The sequence below is a fragment of the Dehalococcoidia bacterium genome (assembly GCA_022451965.1).
In the GTDB taxonomy this organism is placed as follows: domain Bacteria; phylum Chloroflexota; class Dehalococcoidia; order Lucifugimonadales; family Lucifugimonadaceae; genus TMED-70.
This window is the reverse complement of record JAKUNJ010000003.1, coordinates 45,460-62,196: the sequence shown is the minus strand read 5'-3', so window position 1 is coordinate 62,196 and position 16,737 is coordinate 45,460. Positions and strand designations below refer to the sequence as shown.

Here is a 16,737-nt window from a genome sequence, read left to right as displayed (position 1 = left end):
ACCAATTTGATTCCCATATAATGACCGATTTTAATAATATATTACTTCTAATATTAGAAAAAAATCCCTCTAGGTTACTAATTAATCCATTATCAAAAAGTATTATTGCTGGATTTGGTAATAATAAAGTCGTAAAACTTTCAGATTTTTCAAATTTCATAGATTTTAAGGAAGAAATAAAATCTCAATTATATAAAGATAAAATTGGATTTGGAAGTTTATTTTTTGATATAGAAAATAAAAAAATTTCTGAACTTTGGAAAGATTTTGAAGTAGCAGAATTTACCTTTTCAAATATTGTATTTAAGTATGAAAATGAAAATATATCTTATTATGGAGAAGATGAAAGCTTAATTTCATATTTTGATGATATCCAATCGAAAAATATGAAATTTTCAAAAAATTCTGAAAATCTTTTTTTAGAAAAAAATAATTTCGAAAGTTGGATTAATCTAGTAGATAAGGCTAAAAATCAAATTAATGTTTCTACTTTAGAAAAAATTGTTGTGGCTCAATTATATAGATCTAAGATTGAAAAATTAGATCTAAAAAATACAATAATTAACATGGTAGAAAAATATAATAACTGTACTACTTTTATGTATCAAATTAAAGATTCTATTTTTTTTGGTTCAACCCCAGAGAAAATCTTTGAATACTCTAATAAAACTCTTAAGACCGAAGCTATTGCAGGCTCTATTCCCAATAAAGGTGAAAGTACTGAAGAAATAAAAAGAAAATTTATGAACACTACTCTTGTAGAAGAGCATAAAATTGTATCAAATTATATAGAAAAACAATTAATGAAAATAACTTCAAATAAGGTTAGAAAGTCTAGCTTAGATGTTATGAAGCTTAATAATATTAATCATTTACAATCTAAAATTGAAGTTGATATAAATGACAATGATTTTTTCAAATTTATTGAATTACTTCATCCCTCACCAGCTTTGGCTGGTTTTCCTGTTCAAGAAGCAAAAAATTGGATAAGAGATAATGAAAATTTTGAAAGGGGGCTATATACAGGTTCCATAGGATATGTTGATGAAAATAACTCTAAATTCTATGCTGCTCTTAGATGCGCTATGTACAAAAAGAATGAAGGAGAAATAATATCTTTTGCAGGAAATGGCATTGTCAGAGATTCAAAAGTCAATTATGAAATAGAAGAACTAAATTCTAAGTTCAAAGCAATAAATGAATCTATAGTTAAGAAATAAATGTTAATACAAGATAAACAGATTAAGATTTTTTTAGAAGAACTTATTATTAGGGGAATAAAAAATATTGTTATTAGCCCTGGTTCTAGATCTACAGCATTGGTAAATAATATATTAGTGAATAAAGAATTCTTTGATGTTACTATGATTCTAGATGAAAGATCTGCTGGTTATTTTGCATTAGGTATATCTAAAAAAACAAATAGTCCTACTGTCCTAATTTGTACCTCAGGTACTGCAACATTAAATTATTCGCCAGCGGTTGCTGAAGCATTTTATTCTAAAATTCCATTATTAATTATCACAGCTGATAGACCAATGCACTTTAGAAATACTGGTGCTAATCAAACATTAAATCAGAATAATTTATATCAAAATAATATTAAATGGTTTTACGATATTCCTGTAAATGCTGATAATAGAATCTTCTCTAATATAGCTCATAAAGCCTTAAATAATAGTGATAATTATCCTAAAGGACCTGTACAAATTAACTGGCAATTTACTGAACCTTTTACAGATGGAAATATTGAAAAAATACAATTAGAAAAAAAAGTTACAATTGAGAAAAATGAATCTATAACTGATAGTGAAGAAAATTTTAATAACTTTTTAGAAATAACAAATAATAAAAATGGAATTTTACTGGTGGGGCAACATTTTGAAAATAAAAATAATTTACTTAAATTAGCTAACTTACTAAATTGGCCTATAGTTGCAGATCCTTTATCAAATCTTAGAGAAAAAAAAGATTATAAAGAAAATATAATTATAGATGCTGGAGATATATTATTTCGTTCAAGCTTAAAAAACATAATACCAGACATAGTTTTACATATTGGAAGTTTACCGGTTTCAAAATTTATATCGTCAAAGCTTGAAAGAGCAAATAAGCATATTTTTTTAGAAAACTCTAACAGAATAGCCGAAGGGTTTAATAAAATAGATCTTCATCTCAAAACAAGTTCAGAAGTTTTAGTCAGATACCTAGAAAAAAACAAAGATAAAATATTATCTGTCAATAATAAATGGAAATATCTAATGAGAGACTATAACGTTTTTATTAGAAAAAAAACTGAGGGATTAATTAATAATTACGAAGAACTTAATTATAAGAAATCCATCATAGATAATTTACCTAAAGATTCAAACTATATTGTAGGGAATTCTTTACCTATAAGGCATTTAGATATAATTCTTAACAAAAATATTGAATGTAATTTTATTGGAAATAGAGGCCTGTCAGGAATAGATGGAAATATATCAATTGCATCGGGATATAGTAAGTTTTCAAGGAGTAATACTTACCTTGACATAGGAGATCTTGCTTTTTTTCATGATATAGGTAGTCTTATAAATGCTGTCAAGCATAGCAAAAACTTAACAATAGTCGTCAACAATAATAATGGTGGACAAATATTTAACCTACTTCCCCAAAAAACTGACTTAAAAGATATATATAAAGAATGGTTTATAACTCCTCATAATGATTTGTCAATTCGCAAATTATCTGAAAGTTTTGGATGCAATTATGAAAATATTGATAACAAATTAGAATTAGAAAAGCTAATAAAAAATTTTACAAATAAAAACATAAATATTATCGAACTTAATATTAATTCTAATTATGATAATTATAATGATGAAATAAATTCAATTGTGAATTGTTTAGAAAATAATTATGACTAGAAAATTATTTCATAAGATAGAGGGGAGTGGTACCCCATTATTACTAATTCACGGTTTTACTGGTAGTCATAAATCATTTGATAAGATATCTAATTTTCTAAAAATATACTTTAAAGTAATAACTATAGATATGATTGGTCATGGAAAATCAATGGATTACAAAAAAGAAAATTACTCTTTCGATCAATCAATTCACGATATTTCAAGTATTTTAGAATCTCAATCACTAAAAAAAATAAATATACTCGGTTACTCCTTAGGAGGAAGATTAGCCATGCAATTTGTGAATAAGAATCCAAACAAAATAAATAAATTGATAATATGTAGTGCTTCAAATGGAATTAAAAATAAAAAAGAAAGAGAAAACAGAATCATATCTGATAGCAAAATAATTAACTTACTAGAAAATTATCCTTTAGATCATTTTGTAAATTATTGGCAAAACTTAAAGTTATGGCAATCAGAAAAGAGGCTAGATATAAAAAAAATAATTCAATTACGAAAAATAAGACTGACTCAAAATAAAATAGGTCTTGCATTAAGCTTATCTAATCAGGGACAAGGTGTTCAAGAATATCTGGGAGATCAATTACGATCAATTAAGGCTAATACTTTGATAATGTTTGGAGAAAAGGATAAAAAGTATAAAGAAATTTCTAAAGAAATACATAATTTGATAGAAAATTCTAAATTAGAAATGGTCCCTAACTCAGGTCATAATATAATATTAGAAAACCCTATTTTTATATCTCAAAAAGTTAAGCATTTTATATTAGGAGAAAAAAATGAAAATAAATTGGCAATCTAAGTCAGAATATGAAGATATTTTAGTTGATTTTTATAATGGGATAACTAAAATAACTATCAACAGACCTGAAGTCAGAAATGCTTTTAGACCTAAGACTATAAGTGAGCTTAGTGAAGCTTTTAAGTTAGCAGCAGAAGATGACGAAACAGGAGTAGTACTTTTTAGAGGTAAAGGTGATAAGGCATTTTGTTCAGGAGGGGATCAAAAGGTCAGAGGACATGGCGGATATAATGATGAAGGAGGAAATCCAAGTCTTGGAGTATTACCACTTCAAAGATTTATAAGATATATGCCTAAACCTGTCATAGCTTTAGTAAGTGGATATGCTATCGGAGGAGGACACGTTCTTCAAGTAATTTGTGATCTTACAATAGCTTCAAGTAATTCAATATTTGGTCAAACAGGGCCTAGAGTAGGATCTTTTGATGCTGGATTTGGAAGTCATGAATTAGTAAGATTAGTTGGAACAAAAAAAGCAAAAGAAATTTGGTTTTTATGCGATCAATATAATGCAAAAGAAGCTCTAGAAATGGGGCTTATAAATAAAATAGTAGATTATGAAGAGTTAGAAAATGAAGGTATTCGTTGGGCTAATAAAATCTTAGAAAAAAGTCCAACTGCTATAAGATTCTTAAAAAATACCTTCATTGCAGAATCTGACGGTTTAGCTGGATTACAGAATATGGCTGGAGATATTACTATGATGTACTATATGACTGAAGAGGCTAAAGAGGGGAAAAATGCCTTTATAGAAAAAAGACAACCTAATTTTTCTAAATATCCCAAACCTCCTTTTCATGGATAAGTTGTGAAAAAAAAAATAAATTCAATTTTAGGTGCCTTTAGAATCAAGACTCTTCCTGCTGTTTTAGGCCCTATAATAATTGCCTTAAGTATATCAATTATTGAATCTTTTGAATTATATAAAATTATTCTTGTAATCCTAATTGGAATAAGCCTACAGGTACTAGTTAATTTGATAAATGATTTAGAAGATTATAAAAAAGGTGTAGATAATTTAAAACGATTAGGCCCCGCCAGAGCAACACAATCTGGTGATTTATCTATCTATGAAATGAAAATACTCATCTCATTTATTTTTCTAATATCTTTGCTTCTCGGTATTCTAGCCTTTTTTATGTCTGGTATTTTTGTTATATTTTTTGGGATACTTTTATTTATCCTAGCTTATACTTACACTGGAGGTCCTTCGCCTTATGGTTACATGGGGCTTGGAGAATTTGCCGTTTTTATAGTATTTGGTCCATTTACCGTCCTTGGAAGCTTATATCTATTCGATTTGTATCCATCATTTGAAACTATCCTAATTTCCTTTGTTCCAGGTTTTTCAAGTAGCTTAATAATTCTTGTGAATAATATTAGAGATATCAAAAATGATGAAGAAAATGGGAAAAAAACTATTGCAGTTAAGCTTGGTGATACAAGATCAAGATATCTTTATATTTTTATTTTATATTTATTAATATTAAATATCTGTTTTCTAGTTTTCATATCACAAAACCTAATATTGCTTCTTTTAGTTATATTATGTATAGTAATTTTCCCAATTTCAGATATTGGATTTAAGAAAAGTTGGTTTATACTACCTAAATATTATTCTAAAATCTCCTTAAAGGAATCAAAATTAAATAACACTTTGATAAATACAGTTAAAGCCCATTTTATAATTTGTACTATCATTTCCATTTCAATCATAGCTTGGGAATTTTCCCCGATTTTCTAATATATATGACCTCATGAACAATATTCTAAAGAAAATTCAAATTTATAATAAAAAAAACAAAAAAAATAAATGACAAGCTGGATAGAAAAAAATATAAGTAAGAACTTATTTATATCAGGGAAAAATTATCAATATAATTTTGAAGAATATTTTGATTTATTATTAAAGTATTATAATTTTGCCAAAAAAAATATCAAAAAAAATGAAAAAGTAGTTTTTATTTCCAATAGCGTCTTAGAATATTCCATTTTTTCAATATTAATTCCAATGGTAGGAGGTATTTTTGTACCTATGAATCCAAAGAGTCCTGTAAATGAAATCAAGAAAAAAATGGAAATTATTCAATGTAAAAAAATAATATACGATAAAAGTATAAAATTAGAAGAAATTGAGAATAAAATTCAAATTTCTTCTGAAAAGTTAGTACCTAAGAATTATAAATTTGAATATATTTCAGCTGATCAGGTATATTGCATTTTATTTACTTCTGGAAGTTCAGGTATTCCTAAAGCAGTAAATATTTCAAGAAAAAATATTGAAACTAGTTGTGAAATATCTCAATTAAACTTACAAGTAGAAAAATCTGATAGCTGGCTGTTATGTATGCCTCCTTTTCATGCAGGGGGATTATCAATTATTTTCAGAAGTGTAATTTTAGGAAATAAATTTCATATAGAAGATCATTTTGTGGCTGACAATGTCATTAATTTAATTATGAGTGAAAAAATTAACATAATATCAATGGTTCCAACTATGTTGAATAGAATAGTCAATGAGATGGAAATAAAGAAAATCTCTGCTCCAAAATCTTTCAAATTTATTTTATGTGGTGGTGCAAGAACTTCGGAAGATTTAATTCTTAGGGCAAATAAAATAGGCCTAAAAACACTTCCTACATATGGTATGACAGAAACGTCTTCTCAGATTGCAACTGCATCTCCCAATGATAATGAAAGGCCAAAAAACTCAGTTGGTAAATTACTAGAAAAAGTATCTATAGATTTTTCATCAGAATCTGAAATCCTGATAAGTGGAGATTTTGTGGCCAAATATTATGGTAAAAAAGATAATTCAAAATGGCTCTATACAGGTGATTATGGTTATATTGATAAAAATAATTATTTATTTATTTCGGGAAGGTTAGACGATCTAATAATTTCTGGAGGTGAGAATATAAACCCAATTGAAATAGAAGAAATTATTAATAAGCTTGATTATATCGACGAGTGTATAGTAGTTGGGAAAAAAGATGAATATTGGGGAGAAAAAGTTACTGCAGTGGTTTTTTCAGAAAAAAATATTAAATTGGATGAAATCAAGGGATCTTTAGAAAATATAGATAATTTCAAGCACCCTAAATCAATAATTAACTATAAAAAAGCTTTACCTAAACTGCAAAATGGAAAATTTGATAGAAAAAAAATAAAAGAAATAATAAATGAACTCTAGTCCCAAAAAAAATAGTTTTATAAAAAATTATCCAGTGACTTCAATACTCGCTTTTAGCAATTTTATAATTTATGTAATTCAAGAAATTACAGGCGACTCTAATAATGCTATTGATCTTGTAAATATGGGTGCAAGATACGATATTTATGTAGCAAAGGGAGATTGGTGGAGATTTATTACTCCAAATTTTTTACATATAGGTATAACACATTTGTTACTCAATTTGGCTGGATTATTCATTTTTGGTATGCTTGTTGAAAAAGATTTTTCGAAAATTAAGTACATAATAATATATTTTTTTTGCGGAATATGTTCAAACATATTTTCTTACTCTTCTGGATCTTGGTTTGGATTCACCTGCGGACCAGTAGGAGCTGGTGCAAGTGGAGCAATTTTTGGACTATTAGGTGCATATGCATCCTACCTAATTATTAATAAAAACGTTTTAGGGCAGCAGGGAAAAGACTCATTAGTATCCATAGGATTAATAATCTTTATAAATGTTATTTATGGAGCAGCTGCTACTGGAGTTGATCATATTGCCCATGTAACAGGAATTATTTCTGGCTTAGCGATTGGCTGGTTATTAAGTCCTTCTAAACAAATGGTAATTTTGCCAAATGAATTACATGAAAATTCTATTTTAGTTTCAGTGAAAAGAAAAAAAATATCTAATTTGTTCATTGTTAGCTTTATATTTTTAATTATAATTACTTTCATAGCCTATGATCAAAGAACGCAGGATATTATAGAATTCTCTAGATTCTGCACATAAAATTTAATATGTTAAATAATCAAATAAATACAGTAAATAGACTCATAGATTTAGTAAATATCAGTGGCAATAGTATAACTAATTCCCGAAGAAGAATAATAGCAGAAATTGCCAGAAAAGAAGGCCTATTTACTTCAGAAGAACTTACAAAGTCATTACCAAATATTGGTAGAGCTACTGTTTATAGAACATTAAAATTATTACATGACATAGGGTCAATTTGTAGAATTAATATAGTCGATGAACATAGCTACTATACATTATCTTTATCAGATCATCATCATCATACTGTTTGTAAGGAATGTAATAAGATAGAAGAAATTAATTTGAGTGGTTTTGAAAAAGATCTAAGGCTATATGAGAAAAACATAAATGGTAATATCTTGTCTCACAACCTTGAAATTTATATTGTCTGTGGAGAATGCGACTAAAAAGTTTTTGGTGGAGACGGGGAGGAGTTGAACCCCCCGTCCAAGAAATTTATTCCTTGAGCTTCTACAGGCTTAGCCGATAATACAATTTTCGTCAATAAAGGCGCTATCGACAAACCAACTATTATTGCTTAGCCAGAAAAATTTTTGCAAAATCACTCTAGCAATGACTTTACTCAGCTCAGGTAATTCGTCGTTCTAATATATCACCCTAAGCAAAGATACTATAGAACGTCACTACTTTATATTAAGCAGCGAGAGCGTATTCTTGATCGCCAATCATTATTTTGCCATTTCGTACGTGGTATGACAACACGACCTGCGACTCAAAGATCCATTCCCTGTCGAACCCACTCGTCCCCATATAACTAATTTAAGTTTACTTAAGAATTCTTATTTTTCAAAATTCTAGAGATTGTTCTATTAGAATCTTTCTCTTTTATAGATGCTCTTTTATCATACTTCTTTTTACCTCTAGCTAATGCTATTTCAATCTTAACTAGATTTCTTTTTAAATAAATAGACAGAGGAATTATAGTTAAGCCTTTTTGAGTTTTGGCTCCACCAAGTTTATCAATCTGGTTTTTATGAAGTAAAAGTTTCCTATCTCTTATGGGATCATATTGATTTGAAGAAGAGTCAAATTTGTACTCAGCTACATGACATCCAATTAGCCAAGCCTCTCCTTTATTTATAATCACCCTAGACTCAGATATAGATACATTACTATTTCTGATTGATTTAATTTCAGGTCCATTTAAGACTAATCCAGCTTCAAATTTATCTAAAATTTCATAATCATAATATGCTTTTCTATTTTTAGCTAATGACATGACATTAATTTTTTGTTTCGAAATCTAACTGAGTTATAGCTGCTTCTATTTGAGTATCATAAAAATCTGATGCCTTGGATGATGCATCTGGTAATTCAACAACTACATCTGGCTCAAGCCCAATATCATGTATAGCTCGGCCATTAGGAGTAAACCAATGAGCATTAGTTAGGAACATGCCTCCACCATTAGATAAAGCTCTAACTAAACTTACACTGCCTTTTCCATATGTCTTTTCCCCAATAACTACACTTCTTCCATAGTCTTGTAATGCGCCAGCCATTACTTCTGATCCACTAGCAGAGTTTCCATTTACAAGGGTAACCATAGGAATTTTAGAGTATTTACCAACTTCTCCATTAACATTCCATAAAGTCTTTTTTCCTTTTGCATCTATTTCAAATGTGACAACCCCAGAATCAAGAAATAAACTTGTTGAATCCACAGCAGATCCTAAAAGTCCTCCGGGATTATTTCTTAGATCTAAAATAATTCCTGATGCATTTTCAATCTCAATTGCCTCACTAAAAGCTTCTGATAATTCTTGGGGGGTTGAATCGGTATATTGATTGATTCTTATCTTGATGTAATTAGTTTCAGAAACTGGATCTGAATTTACACTTGGTTGTTCTATTTTTGCTCTTGTTACTTTAATCTCAATTGGTTCAAATTCATTGAGTCTTTCAATCGTTAATAATACTGAAGTTCCTTCGGGTCCTCTTATTAAGTTTATTGCTTCAGTAAGAGTCATTCCAATAATACTTACTCCATCAACTTTTAATATTTTATCTCCACCCTTTATTCCTACAGCTTCAGCTGGACCACCAGAAATAGGGGCCACTATTACAACTGAAGATTGATCATTTGCCATATCAACATATGCACCTATACCTTGATATGATCCAGATAAGTCTGAACTAGCTATTTCCCATTTTTCTGGAGAAATATATGTTGAATGTTTATCATCTAGTGTTTTGATTAAGGTCTTTACTGTTTCATCAGTAATTTTATTATCATCAATTCTTGATCTGTCGTAATAAGAATCATTAATAAAATCATATGCTTCCCAAAAGGCTTTGATATTTTCAGGCACAGAATTAGGTCGAGATTTCTCTTCAAAAACTATTTCTTTATTATCATCTGCAATTAGATTACCTTCTGATGTATAGTTATTAACAAAAAAACCCAAAGCAAAAGATATTATGGCAATTGTAGCCATAATAAAAATATTTCTAGTATTAATAAATTGATTATTCATCTTAAATTTTTATCTGTACATTTTTAAGTATAGATAAAAATTTTCAAATAATTAACAAATTGAAAGTAGATTTCGCTCAAAGTCACTATGCACAAGATACTAAAAATATATAAAAAGATAGTGTTTATATAAACATAAAAATATTGAAATTGAGGATAAAAAAAAGAAATATTAAAAATCTTAAGTAATAATAGACTAAAAGAAATAAGAAAGGTTAATTAAAATGCCAAAATATATTATTGAAAGAAATATTGAAGGTGCTGCAGACAGGAAAGGTAATACTGGAGCAGTAAATTCTAACAAAGTCTTAAAAGAAATGAATGATGAAGGGAAAAATATTCATTGGCAACATAGCTATACGACCCAAGATAAAGTCTACTGTGTTTATATTGCTGATAACCCGAGCCTTGTTCTCGAGCATGCTAATAGATTAGGAGCTCCTGCGGATAAAATAGAAGAAATTAAAGGCATCAGCGATCCAACTACAGGAGAATGATAATCTAAATTCTAAGTATATTTTTTACATAACTATTATAGTGCGCAATAGAATTTATTGGGTTTATAATTCCCTTTTATATGTATATATAGTTATTTTCATTTTTTATTATTGATGCTGAGGTAATCAAGGCTTCTCTGAGCTCTTCGAAGCCAATTCCATTTTTTGCTGATGTTGATATTTGTGCAAGATAGCTAGAATCTAAATCAATTATCTCATTAATATTATCAATAAGATCAATTTTATTTTTAATCAATAATTTAGGTACTTCTGACAATCCTAAATCTTCTAAAATTAGATCCACAGTCTTAATTTTCTCAAGATAATCATCTGCTGCAAAATCAACAACATGAAGCAAAATATCTGCATTCACTGCTTCTTCTAATGTAGATTTGAAGGATTCTACCAATATTGTTGGAAGTTTATTAATGAAACCTACTGTATCTGAAATAGTAGAAGAAATATTATGTTGTAAAAAAAATTTTCTAGTTGTAGTATCCAAAGTGGAAAATAGTTGATTTTTTGAGAGAATATTGGACTTAACTAATCTATTGAAGAGTAAACTTTTTCCTGAGTTTGTATACCCAACTAAAGAATAGTTAATAATATTGTTAGTCATTCTTTTACTTCTTTGAGAAGTTCTAGTATTTTCTACTTTCTTCATCCCAGCCTTTACACGTTTTATTCTTCCTCTGATTAAACGTCTATCTGTCTCTATTTGAGTTTCTCCAGGACCTCTTGTACCAATACCTCCACCTAGCCTCTCCAAATGAGACCATTGACCTGCCAATCTTGGTAGAAGATATTCTGATTGAGCTAATTCCACTTGAAGTTTACCTTCATGACTTTGAGCTCTTTTAGAAAAAATATCTAAGATCAATGCAGTTCTATCTATAACCTTAACATTCAGTTTTTTTTCAAGATCTCTTTGAGTACTTGGATTTAGTTCATCATCAAAAATACAAACATCTATATGCATTTTTTTAATAAGACTTTTTATTTCAATTATTTTACCTGAACCAACATAGGTATTAAGAGGTTTATCTAATAATTGAAAAATTTCTAGAATAGGTTCAGCTCCCGCAGAAATACTTAAGTTTCTTAATTCAGACAAAGATTCAAGAATTTTTCTTTTTGAGCATTTTTTCTTCTGATCAGCTGCAATCAGCAAAGCTTTTTCTTTATGAATTTCTGTTTTATAATTTTTCAAATTAATTCAAAGTAAATTGAGATAGTCTTTTCAATCCTTCATCAATTTGATCATCAGGAATAGTCAATGAAAGTCTTATAAACCCTTCTCCTGCTGTTCCATATCCATTGCCTGGAGTCACTACAACATTTACGTCTTCTAATAATCTTTCTGTAAATGATGCTGAAGTATAACCATCAGGAACTCTTGTCCAAATATATAAAGTGGCCTTAGGAGCAACGGCATCAAGACCTATTTCCTTCAAAGTTGAAACTACTTTATCTCTTCTTTTTTTATAAATATCATTATTTCCCTTAATCCAATCTTTGGATAAAGAAAGGGCTTCAATTCCCATTTCTTGTATTGCTTGAGACAATCCTGAATCAATATTTGATTTTACTCTCATTAGGGCATTTATAAGATCAGGATTTCCTACAGCACTACCGACTCTCCATCCAGTCATATTTGCTGTTTTAGATAAAGAATGAAATTCAATTGAAATATCCATAGCTCCAGGCACCTCAAGTATACTTGGAGCAACATATCCATCATAAGTCACTTCTGTATAACAAGCATCATGCATAAGAGCTATATCAAATTCCTTACAAAACTCTACAGCTTCCCTAAAAAAATCAATGTTAGCAATTGCTCCTGTAGGATTATTAGGATAATTAATCCATAACATTTTTGCTTCTCTAGCAGTTTTTGTGTCTATTGAAGAAAAATCAATTAGGAAATCATTCTTTTCTAATAGATCTACAAATACTGATTCACCTCCTGCAAACATAGTTCCAATTTCATAAACAGGATAAGCCGGGTTAGGAACTAGAGCTTTATCTCCTGGATCAATAAAACATAATGGTGCATGTGCTATTCCTTCTTTAGCTCCAATTAAATTAATAACTTCGGTTTGATGATCTAAATTTACACCAAATCTTTCTTTATAAAAATTAGAAACAGCTTGTCGAAATTCAGGTAACCCTTCTGATTCAGGATATCGATGATGAACAGGATTATCCGAAGCAGACTTAAGTCTATTCAAAACATTATTTGGCGTTGGTATATCTGGATCACCTATTCCAAATGAAATAACTTCTATTCCTTCTTCTTTTTTCTTTGCAATTGCCTTAGAAATACCAACAAATAGATATGGTGGTAATTCTTGTACTCTCTTAGCTAACTTCATAAAAAACTCCTTAATTAATGTGGCCAAATTCCAGAAAAAACTTCTTCACTTGGCCCTTCTAACATTGCCATATCATTACCATCCCAAGAAATATTTAGATTTCCTCCATCTAATATCACTTCAACATCATCATCAACTAATCCATTGTATCTAGCAGCACTAGCAGATGCAGTGCTCCCTGTACCAGAAGATAGAGTCTCGCCTGCTCCTCTTTCAAAAATTCTAGCTCTAATTTTATTCCTAGAAATAATATTTACTACTTCAAAATTTATCCTATTAGGAAAATATTCATGCTTTTCTACGATAGTACCTATCTCTACCAATGGAAATTCTTCTACTTTTTCATCAATTATTATTACTGCATGAGGATTACCTACAGACAGGCAAGTAAAGTCTAGTTCCCTATCGAGAATTGATACAGAAAATTTAGGGGCATCATCATCATTTAATTTTGGTACATTAATTGGGATTTTACTTGGTATAAAATTAGGAATACCCATCTCAACTCTGGAGGAAATCACCTTATCATTTTCTAATTTTGGATATACAGTTTTAATTCCATCTCCTGTTTCAATTTTTAAGATTTTTTTTTCGGGATTAATTATTTTTGAATCAATAACAAATTTTGTAAATAATCTTATACCATTTCCACTTATTTCAGCTTCTGAACCATCAGGATTATAGATCCTCATTCTAATATCAGCTGAATCACTATCAAAAACAACAACTATTCCATCAGATCCTATCCCGAAAGCAGGTTTACTCATATCTACAGATAATTGATTCCAATCATAATTTTGATTCCTTCCATCTAGTGCAATGTAATCATTTCCAGCACCTTGAAGTTTAACAAAAGGTATCATATAAAACTCCTAATTTTTTGATAACCACAAAGATATTATATTATCGGCTTGTTCGAATGAATTATCAAAATCTACCCATTTAATTCTTTTATCACTCTTTTTAAACCAGTTATCTTGATGACGCATCAACTTTCTAGTTGAAGAAAATATTTTTTTAATCATTTGATTTTTATCAAGTTCTTGGTCTAAATAAGAAATTACTTCTCTGTAGCCAATTGAAGACATTGCAGGAGAATTTTTTTTAACTCCATTCTCTAATAATTGTTTTACTTCATCTATCCACCCTGATTCAATCATTTTCTGAATTCTTAATTTGATCAATTGGTCATTTGTTTTTCTATCAATATTTATACCTATTATTAGGCTTTTTAGGTTATGATTCTTTAACCTTCTTTTACTTGAATCATTGTATCCTGAGTCATATCTTTCTATAATCCTCACTAATCTTCTAGGGTTTTGTAAATCTTTATTATCTTTTAATGGATATTTTGTAGAATATTTTTGTATTACCTGATTTATTCCAAACTCTGAAATTTCTTTTTCAAGTTTATTTCTTAACCTAGAGTTAGGTTTTATTTTCGGCGGATCCCAACCTTCTATAATTCCCCAAGTATATTGGCCAGTCCCACCTACTAAAATTGGTATTGATTCTAAGTCATTTATTATTTTTCTTGAATTTTCTAAAAACCATACTAGATTGCTTCCTTCATTATGATTTAATAAATCAATCATATAATGTTTAACTTTCTTCATTTGGTTCTCAGATGGTTTTGCAGTACCTATATTAAAATCTCTATACAAAAGCTTAGAATCAGAATTAACTATTGATAAATTATATTTTTCAGCAATTTTGAATGCTAAATCAGATTTTCCTGAAGCAGTTGGCCCAACAATAGAAATAATTTTTTTTTTTGACATTTATTTATTATTAATTATTCTAGATAAAATCTTATAATCTAAACTAGCACTACCAATCAGTATTCCACTAATTTTTTCATTCTCTCTAAATAGATTGGAATTTTGTTCATTTACACTACCACCATAAAGAATAGGGACTTTATTATCAGAAATATCTTTTAGGTTTTTTTCTATTACATCAATGACATCATTTATATCTGATATTGATGCTGATTTGCCTGTACCAATAGCCCAAATAGGCTCGTAGGCTATTAGGAGGTTATTGGTATTAATTTGCTTACTAATGGATTTTTTTATTTGATTAGAAAGAAATTTTTCCACCTCTAGAAATCCTTTTTCTCTTATATTCAAATCTTCACCAATACAAAGAATAGGAATAATATCATTTTTTTGTAATATCTTGATTTTTTGAAATATAATTTCATCAGTTTCATTAAATTGAATTCTTCTTTCTGAATGACCTACAATAGAAAAAGTGCATAAATCCTTAACTTGAGATGCTGAAATAGATCCTGTTCCTTGCCCTTGATCTCTCTGATCTACATCTTGAATCCCTAACTTAAATTTTCCAATATTCTTAGAAAAATACTCTAAGGAGATATTTGAAGGACATAGTATAATTTCATCATCATAATTAGTTACATTTTGAATCAAGGATTCTAAATATATAACACTTTCATTAAATGATTTATTCATTTTTAAATTTGCAACTACAAAAAATTTACTCATCTTTTAGCACCTCAATTGATTCTAAAAATTTCCCCTCTAGTAAACTCAAAAATGCTCCTCCTCCAGTAGAAATATGAGAAAAATAATCTAATGCATGAAAATGATTTATAGAAGCAACTGTAGAACCGCCTCCAGCAACTTTTATATTTGAATTAGAAGTAATTATAAAATCTAAGAGCTTTTTTGTTCCACTTGAAAAATTTTTATTTTCGTAAACTCCTGGAGGACCATTCCAAATAATTTTATCTGATCTTAAAATCATTTTTCCTATTTCGTCTAATGAGTTAGGACCTACGTCAAATATTTGGTCAGAATCATTAATTTGACTGGAATGTAATATGATAGGTTCGGTATTTAGGTTTTCAGCACAAATCAGTTGATCTGGAACATATATTTTAGGATGTTTTTGTAATATTTTTTCTGCATAGAATATTTCTTCTCTCATATCATTCTTATTTTGTTGAATCAACTTATTTTTTGCAATTAAGAAGGGTCTAATCATTCCACCAGTGATAATTATATTTTCAAAATTATTTGAAAGATTTTCAATTATTGGGATTTTATCACTAATTTTTGAGCCCCCTAAAATTGCAACTGAATTTGAAGATTCGACACTTATGCATTCAGTGATATTAAGGATTTCTTTTTCTAGTAATATGCCTCCAAAAGATGGTAGTTTTTTTGTAATACCTATGATGGAAGCATGATTCCTATGAATAGTTCCAAATCCATCATTTACAAAAACATCACCAAATGATGATAGAAAATCTATAAAATCTGGATCATTCTTTTCTTCTCCTTCATTAAACCTAATATTGTCTAAAAGAAACAGAGTTCCGTTTGGTTTTGATTTTATAATATCTGAAATTTTGGATAGATTTTTATACTCAATAAAACATATCTCTTGTTTAAGTTTTGAACCTATTTCATTTAGCAAAGGCTTAAATGAGTATTCTTCATTATATTTTCCCTTAGGTCTTCCTATATGAGATAAAATAATAACTTTGGCAGACTGACCAAGCAAATAATCAATTGTGGGAATACTTTCAATTATTCTAGTATCATCTAAAATTTTACCTTTGTTTGATAAAGGTATGTTTAAATCTAATCTAAGTAAGCATTTTTTACCAAAAAAATTATTATTTATTA

At 28.7% G+C, this 16,737-nt stretch carries 17 protein-coding genes and 1 other RNA gene; 9 read left to right on the top strand and 9 right to left on the bottom strand.

Annotated elements, in window-relative coordinates:
- Window positions 1-20 precede the first annotated feature (20 nt).
- The 8 genes from MK083_00965 to MK083_00930 all read left to right on the top strand — a co-directional run bounded on the left by MK083_00965 (window position 21) and on the right by MK083_00930 (window position 8,116).
- Window positions 21-1,220, top strand: coding sequence for an isochorismate synthase (locus MK083_00965; protein MCH2673024.1), 1,200 nt, complete (start codon window positions 21-23; stop codon window positions 1,218-1,220).
- Window positions 1,221-2,909: a 2-succinyl-5-enolpyruvyl-6-hydroxy-3-cyclohexene-1-carboxylic-acid synthase gene (gene menD / locus MK083_00960; GenBank protein ID MCH2673023.1), complete on the top strand. Its 1,689-nt coding sequence runs from the start codon at window positions 1,221-1,223 to the stop codon at window positions 2,907-2,909.
- The gene (gene menH / locus MK083_00955) at window positions 2,902-3,717 is read left to right on the top strand and encodes a 2-succinyl-6-hydroxy-2,4-cyclohexadiene-1-carboxylate synthase (GenBank protein ID MCH2673022.1); all 816 of its coding nucleotides are present in this window, start codon (window positions 2,902-2,904) and stop codon (window positions 3,715-3,717) included. Before menD ends, menH begins: the two co-directional genes overlap by 8 nt.
- Complete coding sequence (menB, locus tag MK083_00950) at window positions 3,695-4,522, top strand: 1,4-dihydroxy-2-naphthoyl-CoA synthase (GenBank protein ID MCH2673021.1); 828 nt, start codon at window positions 3,695-3,697, stop codon at window positions 4,520-4,522. The genes menH and menB overlap by 23 nt, the downstream gene beginning before the upstream one ends.
- Window positions 4,523-4,525: 3 nt before the next feature.
- Window positions 4,526-5,461 carry a 1,4-dihydroxy-2-naphthoate octaprenyltransferase gene (menA, locus tag MK083_00945; protein MCH2673020.1) on the top strand — a complete coding sequence of 312 codons (936 nt, stop codon included), beginning with the start codon at window positions 4,526-4,528 and terminating at the stop codon, window positions 5,459-5,461.
- Window positions 5,462-5,530: 69 nt separating this feature from the next.
- Window positions 5,531-6,910, top strand: a complete 1,380-nt coding sequence (locus tag MK083_00940) for an AMP-binding protein (protein MCH2673019.1) — start codon at window positions 5,531-5,533, stop codon at window positions 6,908-6,910.
- Window positions 6,900-7,685, top strand: a complete 786-nt coding sequence (locus tag MK083_00935; GenBank protein MCH2673018.1) for a rhomboid family intramembrane serine protease — start codon at window positions 6,900-6,902, stop codon at window positions 7,683-7,685. Before MK083_00940 ends, MK083_00935 begins: the two co-directional genes overlap by 11 nt.
- A gap of 8 nt (window positions 7,686-7,693) precedes the next feature.
- Complete coding sequence (locus tag MK083_00930) at window positions 7,694-8,116, top strand: transcriptional repressor (GenBank protein MCH2673017.1); 423 nt, start codon at window positions 7,694-7,696, stop codon at window positions 8,114-8,116.
- An 8-nt stretch (window positions 8,117-8,124) separates the two neighbouring features.
- Here MK083_00930 and ssrA read toward each other — a convergent pair.
- From ssrA to MK083_00915, 3 genes are all read right to left on the bottom strand, one after another.
- Window positions 8,125-8,478: a transfer-messenger RNA gene (gene ssrA / locus MK083_00925) on the bottom strand.
- A gap of 21 nt (window positions 8,479-8,499) precedes the next feature.
- Window positions 8,500-8,949 carry an SsrA-binding protein SmpB gene (gene smpB / locus MK083_00920; protein MCH2673016.1) on the bottom strand — a complete coding sequence of 150 codons (450 nt, stop codon included), beginning with the start codon at window positions 8,947-8,949 and terminating at the stop codon, window positions 8,500-8,502.
- Between the two features lie 4 nt (window positions 8,950-8,953).
- Entirely contained in the window at window positions 8,954-10,207 is a 1,254-nt protein-coding gene (locus MK083_00915; GenBank protein MCH2673015.1) for a S41 family peptidase, read from the bottom strand.
- A gap of 223 nt (window positions 10,208-10,430) precedes the next feature.
- On the opposite strand from MK083_00915, the gene MK083_00910 reads away from it, so the two are divergent.
- A complete protein-coding gene (locus MK083_00910) occupies window positions 10,431-10,703 on the top strand; it encodes a DUF4242 domain-containing protein (protein ID MCH2673014.1) in 273 nt (90 codons plus the stop codon).
- 76 nt (window positions 10,704-10,779) lie between these two features.
- Here the strand turns inward: MK083_00910 and hflX are convergent, their stop codons facing one another.
- The 6 genes from hflX to MK083_00880 form a co-directional block, all read right to left on the bottom strand.
- Entirely contained in the window at window positions 10,780-11,913 is a 1,134-nt protein-coding gene (hflX, locus tag MK083_00905; GenBank protein ID MCH2673013.1) for a GTPase HflX, read from the bottom strand.
- A gap of 1 nt (window position 11,914) precedes the next feature.
- Complete coding sequence (locus MK083_00900) at window positions 11,915-13,078, bottom strand: LL-diaminopimelate aminotransferase (GenBank protein ID MCH2673012.1); 1,164 nt, start codon at window positions 13,076-13,078, stop codon at window positions 11,915-11,917.
- A gap of 14 nt (window positions 13,079-13,092) precedes the next feature.
- Entirely contained in the window at window positions 13,093-13,941 is an 849-nt protein-coding gene (dapF, locus tag MK083_00895; protein MCH2673011.1) for a diaminopimelate epimerase, read from the bottom strand.
- Between the two features lie 9 nt (window positions 13,942-13,950).
- The gene (gene miaA, locus MK083_00890) at window positions 13,951-14,859 is read right to left on the bottom strand and encodes a tRNA (adenosine(37)-N6)-dimethylallyltransferase MiaA (protein MCH2673010.1); all 909 of its coding nucleotides are present in this window, start codon (window positions 14,857-14,859) and stop codon (window positions 13,951-13,953) included.
- Window positions 14,860-15,588 (bottom strand): triose-phosphate isomerase, encoded by a 729-nt coding sequence (tpiA, locus tag MK083_00885; GenBank protein MCH2673009.1) that lies wholly within the window; start codon window positions 15,586-15,588, stop codon window positions 14,860-14,862. It abuts the gene before it with no gap.
- Window positions 15,581-16,737 (bottom strand): phosphoglycerate kinase (locus tag MK083_00880; protein MCH2673008.1); only part of this gene is annotated, 1,157 nt, incomplete at its 5' end. The genes MK083_00880 and tpiA, both read right to left, overlap by 8 nt.

Bases quoted from the DNA above. Each gene is read 5' to 3' on its own strand.
- menB (MCH2673021.1), top strand. From the start codon at position 3,695: ATGAAAATAAATTGGCAATCTAAGTCAGAATATGAAGATATTTTAGTT.
- menD (MCH2673023.1), top strand. From the start codon at position 1,221: ATGTTAATACAAGATAAACAGATTAAGATTTTTTTAGAAGAACTTATT.
- miaA (MCH2673010.1), bottom strand. From the start codon at position 14,859: ATGTCAAAAAAAAAAATTATTTCTATTGTTGGGCCAACTGCTTCAGGA.
- dapF (MCH2673011.1), bottom strand. From the start codon at position 13,941: ATGATACCTTTTGTTAAACTTCAAGGTGCTGGAAATGATTACATTGCA.
- MK083_00930 (MCH2673017.1), top strand. From the start codon at position 7,694: ATGTTAAATAATCAAATAAATACAGTAAATAGACTCATAGATTTAGTA.
- menH (MCH2673022.1), top strand. From the start codon at position 2,902: ATGACTAGAAAATTATTTCATAAGATAGAGGGGAGTGGTACCCCATTA.
- tpiA (MCH2673009.1), bottom strand. From the start codon at position 15,588: ATGAGTAAATTTTTTGTAGTTGCAAATTTAAAAATGAATAAATCATTT.
- MK083_00900 (MCH2673012.1), bottom strand. From the start codon at position 13,078: ATGAAGTTAGCTAAGAGAGTACAAGAATTACCACCATATCTATTTGTT.
- MK083_00935 (MCH2673018.1), top strand. From the start codon at position 6,900: ATGAACTCTAGTCCCAAAAAAAATAGTTTTATAAAAAATTATCCAGTG.
- MK083_00915 (MCH2673015.1), bottom strand. From the start codon at position 10,207: ATGAATAATCAATTTATTAATACTAGAAATATTTTTATTATGGCTACA.
- MK083_00940 (MCH2673019.1), top strand. From the start codon at position 5,531: ATGACAAGCTGGATAGAAAAAAATATAAGTAAGAACTTATTTATATCA.
- smpB (MCH2673016.1), bottom strand. From the start codon at position 8,949: ATGTCATTAGCTAAAAATAGAAAAGCATATTATGATTATGAAATTTTA.
- MK083_00910 (MCH2673014.1), top strand. From the start codon at position 10,431: ATGCCAAAATATATTATTGAAAGAAATATTGAAGGTGCTGCAGACAGG.
- MK083_00965 (MCH2673024.1), top strand. From the start codon at position 21: ATGACCGATTTTAATAATATATTACTTCTAATATTAGAAAAAAATCCC.